This is a genomic window from Burkholderia sp. YHN3-13, from assembly GCF_055810675.1.
On record NZ_JBVVNQ010000009.1, the window covers coordinates 187,776 to 205,263 of the forward strand.

Annotated in this window: 18 protein-coding genes; 9 read left to right on the forward strand and 9 right to left on the reverse strand. The window is 69.3% G+C overall.

Annotated features, from left to right (window positions below; genetic code table 11):
- Positions 1–26: 26 nt before the first annotated feature.
- A complete protein-coding gene (locus AC0KUR_RS21300) occupies positions 27–1,811 on the reverse strand; it encodes a sensor domain-containing diguanylate cyclase (protein ID WP_473376395.1) in 1,785 nt (594 codons plus the stop codon).
- Positions 1,812–2,145: 334 nt separating this feature from the next.
- Entirely contained in the window at positions 2,146–2,940 is a 795-nt protein-coding gene (locus AC0KUR_RS21305; protein ID WP_034191466.1) for an SDR family NAD(P)-dependent oxidoreductase, read from the reverse strand.
- A 136-nt stretch (positions 2,941–3,076) separates the two neighbouring features.
- Here AC0KUR_RS21305 and AC0KUR_RS21310 point away from each other — a divergent pair, with 136 nt between their 5' ends.
- Entirely contained in the window at positions 3,077–4,036 is a 960-nt protein-coding gene (locus AC0KUR_RS21310) for a GlxA family transcriptional regulator (RefSeq protein ID WP_124608373.1), read from the forward strand.
- A gap of 65 nt (positions 4,037–4,101) precedes the next feature.
- Complete coding sequence (locus AC0KUR_RS21315) at positions 4,102–5,250, forward strand: epoxide hydrolase family protein (RefSeq protein ID WP_069705340.1); 1,149 nt, start codon at positions 4,102–4,104, stop codon at positions 5,248–5,250.
- A 21-nt stretch (positions 5,251–5,271) separates the two neighbouring features.
- Here AC0KUR_RS21315 and AC0KUR_RS21320 read toward each other — a convergent pair whose 3' ends face one another.
- On the reverse strand, positions 5,272–5,763 hold the full coding sequence (locus AC0KUR_RS21320) for a 2,4'-dihydroxyacetophenone dioxygenase family protein (RefSeq protein WP_124669353.1): 492 nt from the start codon (positions 5,761–5,763) through the stop codon (positions 5,272–5,274).
- Positions 5,764–5,931: 168 nt separating this feature from the next.
- Between AC0KUR_RS21320 and AC0KUR_RS21325 the strand changes: the two genes are divergently transcribed.
- The 3 genes from AC0KUR_RS21325 to AC0KUR_RS21335 are packed head-to-tail and all read left to right on the forward strand — an operon-like array spanning position 5,932 to position 8,028.
- Complete coding sequence (locus tag AC0KUR_RS21325; protein ID WP_367188390.1) at positions 5,932–6,402, forward strand: MarR family winged helix-turn-helix transcriptional regulator; 471 nt, start codon at positions 5,932–5,934, stop codon at positions 6,400–6,402.
- Positions 6,403–6,439: 37 nt separating this feature from the next.
- On the forward strand, positions 6,440–6,775 hold the full coding sequence (locus AC0KUR_RS21330) for a hypothetical protein (RefSeq protein ID WP_034191461.1): 336 nt from the start codon (positions 6,440–6,442) through the stop codon (positions 6,773–6,775).
- On the forward strand, positions 6,772–8,028 hold the full coding sequence (locus AC0KUR_RS21335; protein WP_034191460.1) for an MFS transporter: 1,257 nt from the start codon (positions 6,772–6,774) through the stop codon (positions 8,026–8,028). Before AC0KUR_RS21330 ends, AC0KUR_RS21335 begins: the two co-directional genes overlap by 4 nt.
- Before the next feature lie 88 nt (positions 8,029–8,116).
- Here the strand turns inward: AC0KUR_RS21335 and AC0KUR_RS21340 are convergent, their stop codons facing one another.
- Entirely contained in the window at positions 8,117–9,067 is a 951-nt protein-coding gene (locus AC0KUR_RS21340) for a LysR family transcriptional regulator (protein WP_034191459.1), read from the reverse strand.
- Positions 9,068–9,172: 105 nt separating this feature from the next.
- On the opposite strand from AC0KUR_RS21340, the gene aptA reads away from it, so the two are divergent.
- Both aptA and AC0KUR_RS21350 read left to right on the forward strand, forming a co-directional pair.
- Positions 9,173–10,528: an omega-aminotransferase AptA gene (aptA, locus tag AC0KUR_RS21345; RefSeq protein WP_034191682.1), complete on the forward strand. Its 1,356-nt coding sequence runs from the start codon at positions 9,173–9,175 to the stop codon at positions 10,526–10,528.
- A gap of 48 nt (positions 10,529–10,576) precedes the next feature.
- Positions 10,577–12,094, forward strand: coding sequence for a CoA-acylating methylmalonate-semialdehyde dehydrogenase (locus AC0KUR_RS21350; RefSeq protein WP_059556496.1), 1,518 nt, complete (start codon positions 10,577–10,579; stop codon positions 12,092–12,094).
- 114 nt (positions 12,095–12,208) lie between these two features.
- Here the strand turns inward: AC0KUR_RS21350 and AC0KUR_RS21355 are convergent, their stop codons facing one another.
- From AC0KUR_RS21355 to AC0KUR_RS21365, 3 genes are all read right to left on the reverse strand, one after another.
- A complete protein-coding gene (locus tag AC0KUR_RS21355; protein WP_226252137.1) occupies positions 12,209–12,583 on the reverse strand; it encodes a COG4315 family predicted lipoprotein in 375 nt (124 codons plus the stop codon).
- Positions 12,584–12,872: 289 nt separating this feature from the next.
- A complete protein-coding gene (locus AC0KUR_RS21360; protein WP_277622977.1) occupies positions 12,873–13,031 on the reverse strand; it encodes an EamA family transporter in 159 nt (52 codons plus the stop codon).
- Positions 13,022–13,960 (reverse strand): helix-turn-helix domain-containing protein, encoded by a 939-nt coding sequence (locus tag AC0KUR_RS21365; RefSeq protein ID WP_034191457.1) that lies wholly within the window; start codon positions 13,958–13,960, stop codon positions 13,022–13,024. The genes AC0KUR_RS21360 and AC0KUR_RS21365 overlap by 10 nt, the downstream gene beginning before the upstream one ends.
- Positions 13,961–14,047: 87 nt before the next feature.
- On the opposite strand from AC0KUR_RS21365, the gene AC0KUR_RS21370 reads away from it, so the two are divergent.
- A complete protein-coding gene (locus AC0KUR_RS21370) occupies positions 14,048–15,499 on the forward strand; it encodes a cytochrome P450 (RefSeq protein ID WP_473376396.1) in 1,452 nt (483 codons plus the stop codon).
- A 172-nt stretch (positions 15,500–15,671) separates the two neighbouring features.
- Positions 15,672–15,977 carry a panthothenate synthetase gene (locus tag AC0KUR_RS21375; protein ID WP_034191456.1) on the forward strand — a complete coding sequence of 102 codons (306 nt, stop codon included), beginning with the start codon at positions 15,672–15,674 and terminating at the stop codon, positions 15,975–15,977.
- A gap of 72 nt (positions 15,978–16,049) precedes the next feature.
- Here AC0KUR_RS21375 and AC0KUR_RS21380 read toward each other — a convergent pair whose 3' ends face one another.
- Positions 16,050–16,433 carry a hypothetical protein gene (locus tag AC0KUR_RS21380; protein ID WP_367188394.1) on the reverse strand — a complete coding sequence of 128 codons (384 nt, stop codon included), beginning with the start codon at positions 16,431–16,433 and terminating at the stop codon, positions 16,050–16,052.
- A 138-nt stretch (positions 16,434–16,571) separates the two neighbouring features.
- A complete protein-coding gene (locus AC0KUR_RS21385) occupies positions 16,572–17,372 on the reverse strand; it encodes a helix-turn-helix transcriptional regulator (protein ID WP_034191454.1) in 801 nt (266 codons plus the stop codon).
- Positions 17,373–17,488: the final 116 nt, after the last annotated feature.

Sequence of the window (17,488 nt, forward strand, 5' to 3'; positions counted from 1 at the left end):
GTTCCCGGCGGAAGCGGGCGCCGCGGCTACGCCCGATACACCTCGATCCGGTTGCGGCCGCGTTCCTTCGCGAGATAGAGCGCCTTGTCGGCGCGCGACAGCGCCTGGTAGGCACCCAGGTCCGATTCCCGCATCGCGTCGATGCCGATGCTGACGGTCAGCACGATCTGCTCGTCCTCGTGCGTGAGCTGCGTCTGCCGCGCGCGCTGCTGCACGCGCCGCGCAAAGGCCAGGGCCGTCTCGAGGTCCGATCCCGGCAGCACGATCGCGAACTCCTCGCCGCCGACCCGGCCCACGATGCAGTCCGGCCCGGTTTCCGCGAGCAGCAGCCGCGCGAAATGCCGCAGCGCGCGGTCGCCGAGCGGGTGGCCCCAGCGGTCGTTCAGCGCCTTGAAGTGATCGAGGTCGAGCATCAGCACGGCGGCAGCGTGGCCGGTCGCGCGTACGCCGCGTAGCGCCGCTTCGCTTTGCCGCATGAACGCATGGCGATTCGACAGTTGCGTCAGATGGTCGGTCGTCGCCATCCGGTGCAATTCGGCCTCGATGTGCTTGCGGTCGGTCGCATCGGTGATGAAGCCGTGCCACACGGTGCCGCCGTCGATCGTGCGCTGCGGGCGCGCATCGCCTTCGCGCCAGCGCAGGCCCTGCCCGGGCAGCAGCACGCGATACTCGAGACGCCACGGCGTCAGGTGCACCGACGATTCATGCAGCGACTGCCGATAGACGGCCAGGTCGGCCGGATGGATCCGCATCTCGACCGTGTCCGCCTGGCGGGCGAGCTGCTCGGACGTCAGTTCGTAGATGTCGCGGACACCGGCGCTCGCATACGAGAAGAAGCGGCGCCCGCCGGCGGTCTGTCGCAACTGGAATACGAGCCCGGGAACCTGGTCGGTGAGGTCCGTGACGAGCGCGGCCGAGTCGAGCAGCCGCTCGGCGAGCTCGCGCAGCGCGGTGATGTCGGTGGTCGTGCCGACCATCCGCAGCGCGCGGCCGTTGCCGTCGCGCGCGATCACCTTGCCGCGGCTGCGGATCCACTTGTACGTGCCGTCCTTGCAGCGGATGCGGTGCTCGACTTCGTAGCTGTCGGTCCGGCTCTCGAAATGGGCGAGCATCGCGGCCTTCACGTCGTCGGCGTCGTCCGGGTGCAGGCGTTCGTAAGCGTCCTCGATCCGGTTGCTCAGCTCGTGCGGCGCGTAGCCGAGCATCGCCTTCCACGCCGGCGAATAATGGATCTCGCCGGTTTCCACGTTGCGATCCCACACGCCGGTGCCGCTTTCGGTCAGCGCCAGCGCCGTCAGCGTGCTGTGCTCCTCGACGCGCGCCAGCCGTTCGCGCAACGCGGTTTCCGTGAGGGCGCGGGCCAGCGCGCGCTCGGCCACGACCGCGAGGTCGAGCAGCAGCGCGCATGGCGTGCCGTCGAGTGTCAGGGGGGTGTCGTTGGCGATGCACAGCGTGCCGAGCGTCGTGCCGTCGGCGGCGGTCAGCTCACAGGCCGCGACGATGTGCGGCGCGTGCGGCGGGCCGTCGTCGCATCGCAGGTCGTGTATGACGTAGCGTCTGCCGGCGGACGGATCGCGTTCGACGCGCGCTGGAAAGCAGTCGGCCGGAAGCGGGTCGGGCACGGCTCCGTCGGCCGCCAGCACGCGTTGCGTGCCGCGGCCGGCGCGCGCGACGAACGCGCCTGCCGCGCGTGCATGCGCACGCGCAATACGGCAGACGGCGACGAGTTCGGGCAGCGCCGCAAGCGCCGGCTGCTTGTCGGCGGGATCGCGTGCGGCGGCCGGCGCGTCGCCGGTCTCGGTGATGAACATACGGAACCGCCTGGTCGAATTCCGCAACGGACGATTGCCCTCGTGATCGGACGAGGTTGCGTGGGGACTGCAATCGCAGAGCTTACTGTCGTGCGGAATGCGTGGCAAGCGTGTCGGAATCGATGGGTGGCACCGGTCATTTGTGCCGTCGGGGAACGAATTCGCGAGAGCGTTCCCGCAGACGAATCGAGCGTTCCGCGCCGGCCCGTCAACCTGCCGCCGAACGCCGGGCGACCGTCGGTCGAGTCGTCGCCGGGCATCGCCGTGTTCCGTCACGTTTGCCGGCGTTCGATCCGTTGGCCGGCCCCGCTCGGCGCGGGGCCGGCGCGATCGATCAGCTCGCGTAGCGCGGTGCGGGCGTATCGGACGACAGGTGCGGCGCCATCGTGCGGCGTGCGGTCTCGTATGCGTCCCATTCGTCGCCCGCGTGCAGCGACGGGATCGTCACGAGTTCGCCGCGATCGAAGCCGACGAGTGCCGCGTCGACCATGTCGGGCGCCGTCATCACGATTTCCTTCGGCAGGTGCTCGAGCGGCAGGCCGCCCGTCTGCCAGAAATCGGTGGCCGTCGCGCCCGGCAGCACGGCCTGCACCCGTACGCCCTTGTCGGCGAGTTCGTGATGCAGCGACTGGCTGAACGCGAGCACGAACGCCTTGCTGCCGCCATACACGCCGTTCAGCGTTTCCGGCGAGATCGCGACGATCGACGAAATGTTGATCACGGCGCCGCCGCCGCGCGCGACGAAGCCGGGCACGGCCGCGTAGGTCAGGCGCGTGAGCGCCGTCACGTTCAGGTCGATCATTCGCGTCATCGCGTCGACGTCGCTGTCGAGCAGCGGCGCATGCGTGCCGATGCCCGCGTTGTTCACGAGCAGCGTGATGCTCGCGTCCTGCTTGAGCTTCGCCTCGACGGCGGCGAGCGCCGCGCGGTCGTTGAGGTCCGCGTCGACGATCTCGACGCTGCGCTGCGTGTCGTTCGTGATGCGCTCGGCGAGGGCGCTCAGCCGGTCGCGATTGCGCGCGACCAGGATCAGGTCGTAGCCGCGGCGCGCGAGGCGGTCCGCGTAGACGGCGCCGATGCCCGACGAGGCGCCGGTAATGAGGGCGGTACCGCGATGTGCTTGCGTCATGATGTGCTCCGTTTCGGTGGGAATGGCCGGATGGCGTGAAGCCATTCTGGCGCCGAAGTGCGGCGACACAAATGACGTAGATGGGTATGATTCAGGACATCGGGCCGATGACCGCGCCCGGGACCGGAGAATCCTCATGCACCGAATCGGCTTTCTGATCAGCGACGGCTTCCAGATCATGGCGCTCGCCGCGCAGTCGGTGTTCGAGTACGCGAACATGGGCACGCGCGAGCCGTTCTACGTGATGGACAGCTATTCGGTCGACGGCGGCGACGTGCGCTCGTCGCTCGGGCTGACGGTCGCGACGCGCGCGCTGCGCGGGCGGATCGACGTCGATACGTGGATCGTCGCGGGCGTCAACGATCCGCTCGTCTCGCCGGCGCCGGCCGGCGTCGTCACCTACCTGAGGCGCGCGAATGCGCGCGCGCGGCGGATCGCCGGCATCTGCACGGGCGCGTTCGTGCTTGCCGAGGCCGGGCTGCTCGCGCAGCGCCGCGCGACCACGCACTGGGCGTTCGGCCGCGACATGCAGCGGCACTACCCGGAGATTCGCGTCGAGGAAGACCGGATCTACATCGTCGACGGGCCGATCTGGACCTCGGCCGGGATGACGGCCGGGCTGGACCTCGCGCTCGCGATGGTGGAAAAGGACCTGGGCGCCGACGCCGCGCGCTCGGTCGCGCACAAGCTCGTGATGCACCAGCGCCGCGGCGGCGGCCAGTCGCAGCATTCCGAAATGCTCGATCTCGCGCCGAAATCCGACCGGATCCAGAACGCGCTGAACTATGCGCGGCGCAACCTCGGCCGCGCGCTGACCGTCGAGGAACTCGCCGAAGCCGTCCACCTGAGCCCGCGCCAGTTCAGCCGGGTGTTCACGCTCGAAACGGGGCAGTCGCCGGCGAAGGCGATCGAACGGCTGCGGCTCGAATCCGCGCGGCTGATGATCGAGCAGAGCCGCCATCCGCTCGACGTGATCGCGAAGGAGAACGGCTTTCGCGACCGCCGGCACATGCGCGAGGCGTTCGTGCGCGGGTTCGGCGTGCCGCCGCAGGCGATGCGGCGCGACGCGCGGCTGGACGAACGGGAAACGGGCTGACGCGGGCGCCAGCGCGGCCCGGGAAAAGCGCGCAAAATCTCCGGCACCCTTCGTGAGGAGACGCCATGCCCGCCGAGCCGTTCCACATTGCGATACCCGACCATGCGCTGGACGACCTGCGCCGGCGGCTGCGCGACAGCCGCCCGCCGCTGCTGACACCCGCCGAGCCGTGGCAGCAGGGCGTCGACGGCGCGTGGCTGCGCGAACTGGTTGCATACTGGGCCGAAGGCTTCGACTGGCGTGCGGTGGAGCGTGCGCTGAACCGGTTGCCGCAGTTCGTTGCCGACGTAAGCGGGCAGCGCGTGCATTTCATTCACCGGCGCGGGGCGGGACCGAAACCTTATCCGCTCGTCATCACGCACGGCTGGCCGGGCTCCGTGTTCGAATTCGACGCGCTGATCGACCGCCTGTGCGACCCGGCGGCCTTCGGCGGCGATCCCGACGATGCGTTCGACGTCGTCGTGCCGTCGTTGCCCGGCTTCCTGTTTTCGCCCGCGCCCGGGGCGCCGGGCATGGCGGCATTCCAGGTCGCCGACCGCTGGGCGGCGTTGATGTCCGGTCTCGGTTATCGGCGCTTCGGTGCGCAGGGCGGCGATCTCGGCGCGGGCGTGTCGATCGCGCTCGGCGCGCGACATGCCGACCGGGTGGACGGCATCCATCTGAACTACCTGCCCGGCAGTTACGAGCCGCCGGCCGACGCGGCGTTGCCGTTGACCGGAGATGAGCAGGCCTTCCTGACGCAGCGCGGCGAGTGGGCCGCGCTGGAAGGCGGATACGCCCATATGCACATGACCAAGCCGCGGACGCTGGCCGTCGCGCTCAACGATTCGCCGGCCGGGCTGGCCGCATGGATCGCCGAGAAATTCCGCGCGTGGAGCGATTGCGACGGCGACGTCGCGCGGCGGTTTTCGCACGATACGCTGCTGACCGGCATCTCGCTCTACTGGTTCACCGGCTGCATCGGCTCGTCGATGCAGATGTATTGGGAAAACCGGCTGCAGCCGATGCGCTTCGCGGCCGGGCAACGCGTGGCGGTGCCCGTCGCGTATGCGCGTTTCCCGAAGGAAATCGGCCGGCCGCCGCGCAGCTGGCTCGAACGCGTATTCGACGTCGTGCAGTGGACCGACATGCCGAGCGGCGGCCATTTTGCCGCGATGGAGGAGCCGGATCTGCTGGCCGACGACGTGCGGCGATTCTTCCGGCGGTTTCGGTAATGCGCGGCCGGGCCGTCTGGCTTACCGCGTGACGAACGGCGCGGCGTCGTCCGGCGCGGTGCGCGCATGCTTGCGCTGGCGCAGCAGCGCGACGCGGCAATTCTCGCGCGCGGTCTCGCGGCCGTCGTCGTCGAGCAGCACGAGGTCGCCGCGCATCACGTTCAGCGTGATCACGTCCTCGCTCGGCGCGCCGAGCGTTTCCGGCGTATGCACCGAGCCGGCCGGTTCGAGCACGGTCGAGCCGGCGTGCGCGACCCAGTCGTACTCCCGGTAGCGCCACGCACCCTGCAGCGTATGGACGAACACCTCGCCGTCGTGACGGTGGCGCGGCAGCGTGCCGCCGGCCGGCATCTTCAGCAGCGCGGTGAGCGTGTCCTCGGCCGCATTGATGTGCAGGTACTTGATCGCGAGCCCCGGCAGGTCGGCGCTCATCGGCAGCCACGGCAGCGCGTCGCCGGGCAGGCACGAGATCGGCGGCAGGTCGGTGGGGGGCAGGGCGGGCGGCTGCGTCATGGCGGGAGGCGGAGCGGAAATGGGGAGTCAGCATTATCGCAGAGCAACTTCGCACGGCGGAACGCGGCCGTTCTCGGCGACGCGGGTCTGGCCGGGCCCACGATCCTGACAACCTGAAATATACAGTTAAACTGTACAGTTAAACTGCCGATGTGATATCGTGGCGCCATGAACACGCGATCGTCCCCCTCCGATGCACGCCCGCTTGCCGGGCTCGCCGGCGAACTCCGCATCTCGGTCGGCAAGCTGATACGGCGCATGCGGGAGCAGACCCATCCGAACGACCTCACTTCATCGCAGAAATCGGTGCTGCTGCGGCTCGACCGCGACGGCCCGGCTACCGTATCGGCGCTGGCCCGTGCCGAAAGCGTGCGCCCGCAGTCGATGCGCGTGACTGTCGCGACGCTCGAGGCGCTCGGCGCCGTCAGCGGCGCGGCCGACCCGACCGACGGCCGGCAGACGCTGATCGCGCTCACCCCCGGGTTTCGCAAGATGCTGCAGGCCAACCGTGCAGCCAAGGACGACTGGCTGTTCCGCGCGCTGCACGCGCAGCTGTCGGCGGCGGAACAGGCCGAGCTCGCCGCTGCCGTGAAGCTGCTGCAGCGGCTCGCCGAATTTCAGGATCCCGCCCGCCCGTGAACCGCCTCGGCCCGCACGCCGAAAGGACCGCCCGACCATGAACCTCCTGCATCTCGTGTCGTACTTCTTCGGCGGCGCGTTTCTCGCGAACGTCGTGCCGCATCTCGTCAGCGGGCTGCGCGGCGAGCCGTTCCAGACGCCGTTCGCGAATCCGTCCGGCCGCGGGCTGTCGTCGTCCACCGTGAATGTCGTGTGGGGCGTCGTGAACCTCGCGATCGCCTACGCGCTCGTGTGCCGCGTCGGCGATTTCGATCTGAGAAGCACGGCCGACGCCGCGGCGCTCGGGCTCGGCATCCTCGCGCTCGGCCTGTTCCTCGCGTGGCACTTCGGCACCCTGCACGGCGGCAACGAGCCCGGCCGGAAGCGGCCATGAGCGTGCCGGCGGCGGGCGTGTTCCGCTCGCTTCGCAGCTTCAACTATCGGGTCTGGGCGATCGGCTCGCTGGTGTCGAACATCGGCACCTGGGTGCAGCGTACCGCGCAGGACTGGCTCGTCCTCACGCAACTCACGCATCACGACGCGTCGGCCGTCGGCACGGTGATGGCGCTGCAGTTCGGGCCGCAGCTGCTGCTGTTGCCGTGGACCGGCTACGCGGCCGACCGCTTCGACCAGCGCAAGCTGCTGATGACGACCCAGGCGCTGATGGGCGTGTTGGCGTTGGCGCTCGGCATGCTGACGGTCACGGGCGCCGCACGGCTCGAGCACGTGTACGTTTTTGCGTTCCTGTTCGGCTGTGCGTCGGCGTTCGACGCGCCGGTGCGGCAGACCTTCGTCGCGGAACTGGTCGGCGATCGCGAGCTGGCGAATGCGGTCGCGCTCAATTCGACGTCGTTCAACGCCGCGCGGATGATCGGCCCGGCGGCGGCGGGATTCATGATCGCGTCGGTCGGCACGGGCTGGGCATTCGTTGCCAACGGGCTCAGCTTCTTCGCGGTGCTGGCATCGCTGCTGCTGCTCCGGGAGGACGAACTGCGCGCGAACCTGCGCGCGGGCCGCTCGCGTGGCGGGCTGCTCGACGGCTTCCGCTACGTGTGGCACCGCGAGGACCTGAAGGCGATCCTCGTGATGCTGTTCCTGATCGGCACGTTCGGGCTCAACTTCCAGCTGTTCATCTCGACGATGGCTGCCAGCGTGTTTCATGTCGATGCGCGCGGGTTCGGGTTCCTGTCGTCGATGATGGCGGTCGGCACGGTGTCCGGCGCGCTGCTGGCGGCCCGCCGCGAGCAGCCGCGCTTCGGGCATCTGTGGTTCGGCGCGGCGCTGTTCGGGCTCGGTTGCACGTTCGCCGCGCTGGCGCCCGGCTACTGGCTTTTCGCGGCCGCGCTCGTGCTGACGGGCGTCGCCGCGATCACCTTCATGAACTCGACCAACAGCCTGATGCAGCTGTCCACCGAGCCGGCGATGCGCGGCCGCGTGATGGCGCTGCGCCTCGCGGTCGCGCTCGGCGGCACGCCGATCGGCGCGCCGGTGGCCGGCTGGGTCGCGAACCATCTCGGCCCGCGCTGGGCGCTCGGCGTCGGCGCGGCGTCCGGTTTTGCCGCGGCGCTCGTCGCGACGCATTTCGTGAAGCGCAACCGCGACACGCTGCGCGCGGGACGCGCGGTCGAACAGCGCGACGCCGCCTGATGCACGCAAGGCGGCGGGCGGCGCGTCCGCCCGTCATGCGATGCCGCCGCCGGGAAACGGATTCGCCGGGATGACCCGCGCGAGCTGTCTACGCCGCCGGCCGCACGGCCGCATGCGCGGCTTCCAGGCACGACTGGAACAGCAGCGCGGCCCGCGACGGCCGCGGCGAGCGTCGCAGCAGGCTCACGAACCGGCACCGGTAATTGAACCGGTGCGGCGCGATCGGCTGCATCAGCCCCTTGTTTTCGAAACTTTCCGCGTAGTGGTCGGGCAGGAAGCCGAGGTAGCGGCCGGACAGGATCAGCGTCGCGATCGACTCCTGGTCCGACGCGGTCGCGCTGCGCGTGAGCTTCGCGCGATGACTCAGCTCCATGTTCGGTGAATGGAAGCCGAGCCCGGCGAACGCGTGGTTGCGGATCGTCGTCCACGTGAGCTTGCCGTGCGGCGCATCGAACAGCGGATGCTGACGGCCGCAGTAGAGCAGCATCCGTTCGTCGAACAGCTCCGCATACTCGAGGCTGCCCGAATTGCGGTGCGCGGGAATGATCCCGACCTGATAGCTGCCGTCGATGATCCCGCGCTCGACTTCGTTGATCGACGCGACATGCAGGTTCAGCGTGACGTCGGGCGCCTCGTCGGCGAACTGGCGGATCGCGTCGCCGAGCCGCGCATGCGGGTTGGTGGCCGTCTTGTCGAACACGGCGACGTGCAATTCTCCGCCCATCTTGTCGTGAATGCCGTCGATCCTGCTGCGAAATGCTTCCATCGACGCCAGCAGGCGCAGCGTCTCCTCGTACACCGTCTGGCCTTCCGGCGTCAGCGTGAAGCCGGCGCGACCGCGCCGGCACAGCACCAGGCCGAGGCGCGTTTCGAGATCCTTCACGTGCCGGCTGATCGTCGAGATGCCGATATTCAGTTCCAGTTCGGCCGCCGCCATCCCGCCGCACTGCACGACGCCCTTGAAGACCCGCAGCAGGCGCAGGTCCATGTCGCTGAGCTGCCCCAGCAGCGCGCGGCTCTTCGGTTTCTTTGCTTGCATAGTTGAGCAAGTGAACATTGATATTGCGATATTCAAAAGACTAATTGGCGTCCCGACAATGTGCAACATCATCACAAGGAAGAGGGGCGCGCCGCGCCGACCGACATGACCGACATCACCACCGCCCAGCACGACGACACGAACCTGCGCACCGACGCCGCGTGGCTCGACGCGCACTGGATGCCGTTCACGGCCAATCGCCAGTTCAAAGCCGATCCGCGCATGATCGTGTCGGGCAAGGGCGCGTATTACACGGACGCCGAAGGCCGCAAGATCTTCGACGGCCTGTCGGGCCTCTGGTGCACGGGCCTCGGTCACGGCCGCACGGAGATCGTCGAGGCCGTGAGCCGCCAGATCGCGCAGCTCGACTACGCGCCGGCATTCCAGTTCGGCCACCCGAAATCGTTCGAACTCGCAAACAAGATCAAGGAACTGACGCCGGCCGGCCTCGACTACGTGTTCTTCACGGGCTCGGGTTCGGAAGCCGCCGACACGTCGCTGAAGCTGGCCCGCGCATACTGGCGCGCGAAGGGCAAGGGCACGAAGACGCGCCTGATCGGCCGCGAGAAGGGCTACCACGGCGTGAACTTCGGCGGCATCTCGGTCGGCGGGATCGGGCCGAACCGCAAGCTGTTCGGCCAGGGCCTCGACGCCGATTTCCTGCCGCACACGCAACTCGCCGAGAACAAGTTCTCGCGCGGGATGCCCGAGCACGGCGCCGAGCTGGCCGACCGCCTGCTCGAGCTGATCGCGCTGCACGACGCGTCGAACATCGCGGCCGTGATCGTCGAGCCGTTTTCCGGTTCGGCGGGCGTGGTCGTGCCGCCGAAGGGCTATCTGAAGCGCCTGCGCGACATCTGTACCGCGCACGACATCCTGCTGATCTTCGACGAGGTCATCACGGGCTTCGGCCGTGCCGGCGCGATGACGGGCGCCGACGCATTCGGCGTGGTGCCGGACATCATGAACTTCGCGAAGCAGGTGACGAACGGCGCGCAGCCGCTCGGCGGCGTGATCGCGACGAAGGAGATCTACGACACGTTCATGGCCGCGGGTGGCCCCGAGTACATGCTCGAGTTCCCGCACGGCTACACGTATTCGGCGCACCCGGTCGCGTGCGCGGCCGGCGTCGCGGCGCTGGACCTGCTGGTGAAGGAGGACGCGGTGGCCCGCGTGCGCGATCTCGCGCCGCATTTCGAGGCGGCCGTGCACGGGCTGAAGGGCCAGCGCCACATCGCGGACATCCGCAACTACGGGCTGGCGGCCGGCCTGACGATCGCGGCACTGCCGGGCGAGCCGGCACGACGTCCGTACGAGATCGCGATGCGCTGCTGGGCGAAGGGCTTCTACGTGCGCTACGGCGGCGACACGATCCAGCTCGCGCCGCCGTTCATCGCCGAGAAGCGCGAGATCGACAACCTGGTCAACGCGCTGTCCGACGCACTGAACGAAGTGGACTGAGCCGCGGCTCGCCCCCGCGACAACCGCATTCACGAAAGAGCCTCAACGATGAAACACGACAGCAACGTCACCTCCACCATCGGCCACCTGATCGACGGCAAGCGCGTCGACGGCGGCCACCGCGTCCAGCCGGTGTTCGACCCGGCCACCGGCGAATCGGACAAGAGCGTCGCGCTCGCCGACAAGCCGACCGTCGAAGCCGCGATCGCGTCCGCGCAGGCCGCGTTCCCGGCGTGGCGCAACACGCCGCCGCTGAAGCGCGCGCGCGTGATGAGCCGCTTCAAGACGCTGCTCGAAGAGCATGCCGACGAGCTGTGCGCGCTGATCACGGCCGAGCACGGCAAGGTGCTCGCCGACGCGATGGGCGAACTGCAGCGCGGGATCGAGAACGTCGAATACGCGACGTACGTGCCCGAGCTGCTGAAGGGTGAGCACAGCAAGAACGTCGGCCCCGCGATCGATTCGTGGAGCGAGTTCCAGGCGCTCGGCGTCGTCTCCGGCATCACGCCGTTCAACTTCCCCGTGATGGTGCCGCTGTGGATGTGGCCGATGGCCGTCGCGTGCGGCAACACGTTCGTGCTGAAGCCGTCCGAGCGCACGCCGTCGTCGACGCTGCGCATGGCCGAGCTCGCGCTCGAGGCCGGCCTGCCGCCGGGCGTGCTGAACGTCGTGAACGGCGACAAGGAAGCGGTCGACACGATCCTGACCGACCCGCGCGTGAAAGCCGTGAGCTTCGTCGGCTCGACGCCGATCGCCGAATACATCTACTCGACCGGCTGCGCGCACGGCAAGCGCGTGCAGGCGCTCGGCGGCGCGAAGAACTTCGCGGTCGTGATGCCGGACGCCGACATCGGCAATGCGGTGAACGCGCTGATGGGCGCCGCGTACGGCTCGTGCGGCGAGCGCTGCATGGCGATTCCGCTCGTCGTCGCGATCGGCGACGAGACGGGCGACCAGGTCGTCGCGGGGTTGAAGGCCGAGATCGAGAAGATGAAGGTCGGACCGGGCAACGGCGCGGGTGTCGACATGGGCCCGCTCGTGACGCGGCAGCACTTCGAGAAGGTGACGGGCTTCGTCGATGCGGGCGTCGCGGCGGGCGCGACGCTCGTCGTCGACGGCCGCGGCGTGAAGGTCGACGGCCACGACGGCGGCTACTACCTCGGCCCGTGCCTGTTCGACAACGTGAAGCCCGGCATGCCGATCTACCAGCACGAGATCTTCGGGCCCGTGCTCGGCGTGATCCGCCTGAAGTCGCTCGACGAGGCGATGGCGCTGATCGACGCGCACGAATACGGCAACGGCACGTGCCTGTTCACGCGCGACGGCGAGGCCGCGCGTTACTTCAGCGACAACATCCAGATCGGCATGGTCGGCATCAACGTGCCGCTGCCGGTGCCGGTCGCGTACCACTCGTTCGGCGGCTGGAAGCGTTCGCTGTTCGGCGACCTGCACGCATACGGCCCGGACGCCGTGCGTTTCTACACGAAACGCAAGACGATCACGCAGCGCTGGCCGTCGGCCGGCGTGCGCGAAGGGACGGTATTCAGCTTCCCGTCGAGCCGCTGACGCGCAAGCCGGCTGCACGCAGCCGGCGCGACGTGCCGAAGCCTGCCCCGGTCGACGATCGGGGCAGGCTTTTTTGCTTGTGCACGGATCGGGCGGAAGGCGGCGGAAGGACGCTTACGGCGCAACCACGTGCCACATGTTCTTGAAGTTGTCGCCGTTGCGGTCGCCCTGTTTCATGTCCTTCGAGAAGAAGTACAGCGGCTTGCCCTTGTAGGCCCATTGCGGGCTGCCGTCGTCGCGCTTGACGATCGTGTAGGGGCCGACCGGGACGTCGGTCGCGCTGGCCTTGTAGGGCGGCCAGAAGGATTCGCACTGGCCCGTGCAGGCGCTGGTGCCGGCATTGGATTTGTCGTGGTCGAACGTGTAGACGGTCATCCCGTTGGCGGCGACGAGCGCGCCGTTTTCTTCCTTCGTGATGGAACCCTGGGCCGTAGCCGAAGCGGATGCAATGGCGAGCAGAGCGGAGCTGACGAGCAGCACGGCTTTCATGTGTGCCTCCTGATAGTCCGGTGGGCGGCCGCAACCGCGCGCACGGGCGAGCGTGCGCGACGATCGCGATGAATGGTGCCGGAACGCGATGCCGTTGCCGTTCGCGAGCTTGACGCGGGATCGCATGGCGGCAAACGGGGCGCCTTCTTCACGATAGGCGGTTTTGCGCGGGGCTGCGAGAAGATCGGGGGGCATATCGGCCGCGCGTAGGCATCGCGCAACGGCGCGGCGATTGCCGGCGCGCCGGTATTCCGCATCCGTCCCCGAACGCGCGGCGCACGCCGGCGCGTCAGCGTCTGGCGCGATTGGTCAGCGCGACGCCCGTGATCACGAGCACGCCGCCGGCCAGTATCGACGGCGACAGCGGTTCGCCGAGCAGCGCGACCGACAGCAGCACGCCGAACACGGGCACCCGGTTCGTGAACACGGCGGCGCGGGCTACACCCACAGCCGGTACATCCAGAACGATTCGTCGTCGGCGAAGCGCCGCACGAATTCGGTCGGTGCAAAGCCCGTGATGCGCCGCGTCGCGCGGCTCAGGTGGGCCTGGTCGGCAAAGCCTTCATCCAGCGCCAGCGCCGCCCAGTCGACCGGCTCGCCGGCTTCCTGCCGCGCCCGCGCGGCAAAGAACGCGCCTTCGCTGCGCACCAGCGTATGCCAGTCGCGCAACGAACGCCCGCTGTACGCCTTGATGCGCCGCTCGACCTGGCGCGCGCTGTGCGTGTGCCGCCATTCGCGTGCCTGCAGCGCGAGCCGTTCGGCCCAACTGCGGCCCGCGTCGCGCAGCGACGACAGCGGCGTCGTGCCGCCGCGCAGCGCGCGCCAGCGCGGCGCCAGGTGGCGGTCGAGCGCGGCTAGCGCCGCGGCGTCGCCGTCCGCCTCGGCCAATGCGTCGAGCAGCGGCCGCCAGCCGTCGTCGAGCGCGACACGCGCATCGACGAAGCGGTCGTGAATCTCGGGCAGCCCGATCCCGAACAGCACGCGGGCCGCGTCGGCATGGAAGCAGACGATGCCGCCCTGACCGGTGGTCGGCGCCCAGCTGACGGTCGGCGCCGACTGGCTGCCGGACAGCGTCGCCGACGCGCCGAACGCGCGCCAGCGCGGGCCGTCGGGCGCGCTCTCGACGAGCCCCGCGTCGAGAGCGCGATACCACGCGAGACAGACGAGCGGTGACGCCGGGAAGTGCGTCAGCCGCTGCGCTGCGTCCAGCGCGAAGCCGCGCGTGTCGCGGCAGATGATCGCGACCACCGCGCCTTGCAACGCGGCCGGCGCCGGATACAGCCGCGCATGCGGCGCGCGGCCGCCGCGCAGCACGCGCGGCGCGCGCGCGAGCGGATCGGGGCATGATGGCAGGATCGGGGGCGGGCCGGAGCACATGACGCCGGAGTATAGGGACGGCCTGCATGCGTGTCGATGTCGTTTGCGTTCAAGACCGCCGCCGCGTCGCCGCGGACAATCCGCCGCATGAACCCGCGAACCTCCTCCCCATGTCCCTTCCATGCGGGCGCCGCAGCACCGGCGCCCGTGCTTCACCCGCCCGGCGTATGGCCGCCGGGGCCGCGCGCCGGCCTGACGGGGTGGTCATTGCTGCGCGCGATGTCGCGCGACCTGCTCGGCACGCTCGCGGGCTGGCAGCGCGAGCATGGCGACGTCGTGCACTTGCGCATGTGGCCCGAGCACGTGGTGGCCGTGACCGATCCCGCGCTCGTGCGCGAACTGCTGGTCACGCATCACGATGCGCTCGTGCGCTGGGAGCGCGGCATCCGCGTGTTCTCGCAGGTACACGGGCACAGCGTGCTGATGGCCGAAGGCGACGCATGGCGCGACAAGCGGCACGCGTTGCAGCCGAATTTCATGCCGAAGCCGGTACAGGCGTTCGTTCCGGCGATCGCCGCGACGGCCGGCCATGCGCTCGCGCAATGGCCCGCGCACGACGCGCGTTGGCCGATCGAAAGCGCGCTGACGTCGCTCGCGATGGACGTGATCATGCGCACGATGTTTTCCGATGCGATCGGCGAGGATGCGCGCGTGGCCGAGGCCGCCGTGCGCACGGTGAGCGCCGTGTCCAATGCCGAGTTCTATCAGCCGGTGAGCGCACCGGACTGGATGCCGTGGAAGCGCGGGAAGGCGCGGGCGCTCGCGGTGCTGAACGGGCTGATCGACCGGCAACTGCATGTGCGTCTCGACCGTCCCGAGCACGGCTGGCCCGACGATCTGCTGTCGCGCCTGCTGCGGCTGCATCGCGCCGACGCGCGCGTCTGGCCGCTGCAGGCCGTGCGCGACGAATGCATGACGGCGTTCCTGGCCGGACACGAGACGGCCGCGGCCACGCTGACCTGGTGGGCGTGGAGCATGGCGGCGCATCCGGACGTGCAGGCTGCCGCGCGGGACGAGGTCGTGCGCGTGCTGGACGGCCGCGCGCCGAGCACCGACACGCGCGCGGCATTGCGCTACCTGACGCAGACGCTCGAGGAAACGATGCGGCTGTACCCGGCGGCGCCGATCCTGATCAGCCGTCGCGCATCGCGGCCGGTTGCGCTGGGCGCCTGGCAGTTTCCCGCGCGGACGCTGTTCATGCTGCCGTTGCAGTTGATGCATCTCGACGAACGCTGGTTTCCCGAGCCGCATGCGTTCCGGCCGGCGCGCTTCGCCGACGACGCGCCGCCGCTGCCGCGCGGCGCGTACATGCCGTTCGGCACCGGCCCGCGGGTGTGCCTCGGGCAGCATCTGGCGATGACGGAGATGACCGTGGTGGCCGCGATGCTCCTGCAGCGCTACGTGCTGTCGGTTCCGCCCGGCACGGCGTCGCCGCGACCGGTGTTGAACGTTACGCTGCGGCCGCGGCAGGCGTTGCATCTGGCGATCGCGTCGCCGGGGCTGACGGCCGAGGCGGCCTCGGCACAAGGGCCGGCGTGACCGAGCCGGTCACGCGCGCATCGCGCGAGTGACGACCGTACGAGCGATGCCGTGTCGTCGAATCGTCGGAACGTGAATGCATGCCGGCAACGGTGTTCGGCACCCTGGCGCGGCGTCGCGCAGCACCTATGCTTGAAGGGCCCGGGCCGGGCGGACCCAACGGAGGACGGTCATGCGCATGCTTCTCAACATACGAATTCCTCACGAGCCGTTCAATACGCTGGTGCGCGACGGCAGCGTCGGCGACGTGATCTCGCGAATACTCGAGGCGGTCAAGCCGGAGGCCGTGTATTTCACGGAGCAGAGCGGCGGGCGCGGCGCGGTCGTGATCGTCAATCTGGACGACCCGTCGCAAATCCCGGCGCTCGCGGAGCCGTGGTTCCTGATGTTGAATGCGGACTGCGAGTTCCGCGTGGTGATGCTGCCGGACGATCTGCGGAACGCCGGGCTCGCGCAACTCGGCGCGAAGTGGCGGTAGCAGGATGCCGCGCATGGCCGTGCCCCTGCCCGACAACGGGGCGGGAGGCATGGCGCGGCGTTCGCGTGCCGACTATCGCGCAGGCGGCGACGGCTCGACGGGTGCCGCCGGCCGGTCTTTCGGCCTGCACAGCAACAGCAGGCCGCTCAGCGCCGCCGCGCCGAGGAAAACGAAAAAGCACCGCGCGTTCCATGCGTTCAGGCTGTCGGATGCCACGCCGCCGGCATTTCCGGCCGTGGTGCCGGCTTCGAGCAGGAACGTGAAGACCGCCGGCACCGGCGCGGACCCCAGGTAGGCGAGGAATGCGAACTGCAGCCGGCCGCGCGTCAGGATCGACCAGACGTCCTTGCCCATCAGGCAGGCGGCCAGCACCACGGGCGGCACGAGCACGATCGAAGCGGCGCTGACGGCACACAGCAGCAGCCAGCCAAGTCCGATGAGCGGAACGAGCGACATGAATCGGGTCTCCTGTATCGGGGCGGCCGTGTGGTCGGCGAAACCTCCGTGTCTGCTTCACCGGCCGATCACGGCGCGAGTCGATGCACGGATAGTGCCCGATTCCGCGCCCGTTGCCATCCGCCGCGATCGGGGCGCTCACCCGGCCGCATCTTCCCCCAGCGCCCGGATGAACCGCGAAAACAGCTCGGGCTGCGATGAAATCCCGAGCTTCGCGTACAGATGGCGTCGATGCACCTTCACCGTTTCGGGTGATATCGCCAGCCGCTCGGCGATCGCCTTCGACGAATTGCCGCGCAGCACCATGCGCGCGATCGACATCTCGCGGTCGGTCAGCACGCCCGCGCCGAAGCGCGCGAGCGCCTGCTCGACGCGCGCGCCGAGATCGGCGTCGGGCGTCGCGCGTGCGGCGTCGCCCACCAGCCGCCAGTGCTGCCGCATCGCCGCGAGCACCCACGGCATCGCGGCCGTCAGCTTGCCGAGCGGCTCGACGTCGAAGCGCGCGGCCGCGCCGAGCGACAGCGACAGCAGCGTATCGGCGTTCGGCCGCACGAGAATCTGGATCTCGTCGTCGCCGACCGCATCGCGGAAATAGCTGAGGAAATATTCGCTTTGCCGGAACAGGTCGGGCGCGACTTCCTCGAGCCGGTAGCAGCCGTCGGCGAGCCCGTCGTGCGCGGCCTGCAGGAACGGGTCGAGCAGATACACGCCGTTCAGGTAGAGCGGCACGGGCGATGCGTTGTCGGTGCCGCCGGTGTCGTATTCGTCGAGCACGAGCGGCACGCCGTCGCGGCCGACCGCGGTCGCGAGCGCGTTGTCGAACGGCACCATTTCGTTGAGCAGCAGCACCAGGAACCGCCAGAAGCGCGGCTGGCCGAGATGATCGATTGCGCGGCCAAGCGCCTGATGCATCGCGATTTCGGAAAAGAGACGATCCATACCACCACCGGAAGGGCGTAACACGAAGGGGGAATAGCGGTCCTGAAATTGGCTTCCTAGACTGCCACGCAATCAATCGGGCCCGAGTATGGGTGTTCAAAAATTGGCAGCAAAGG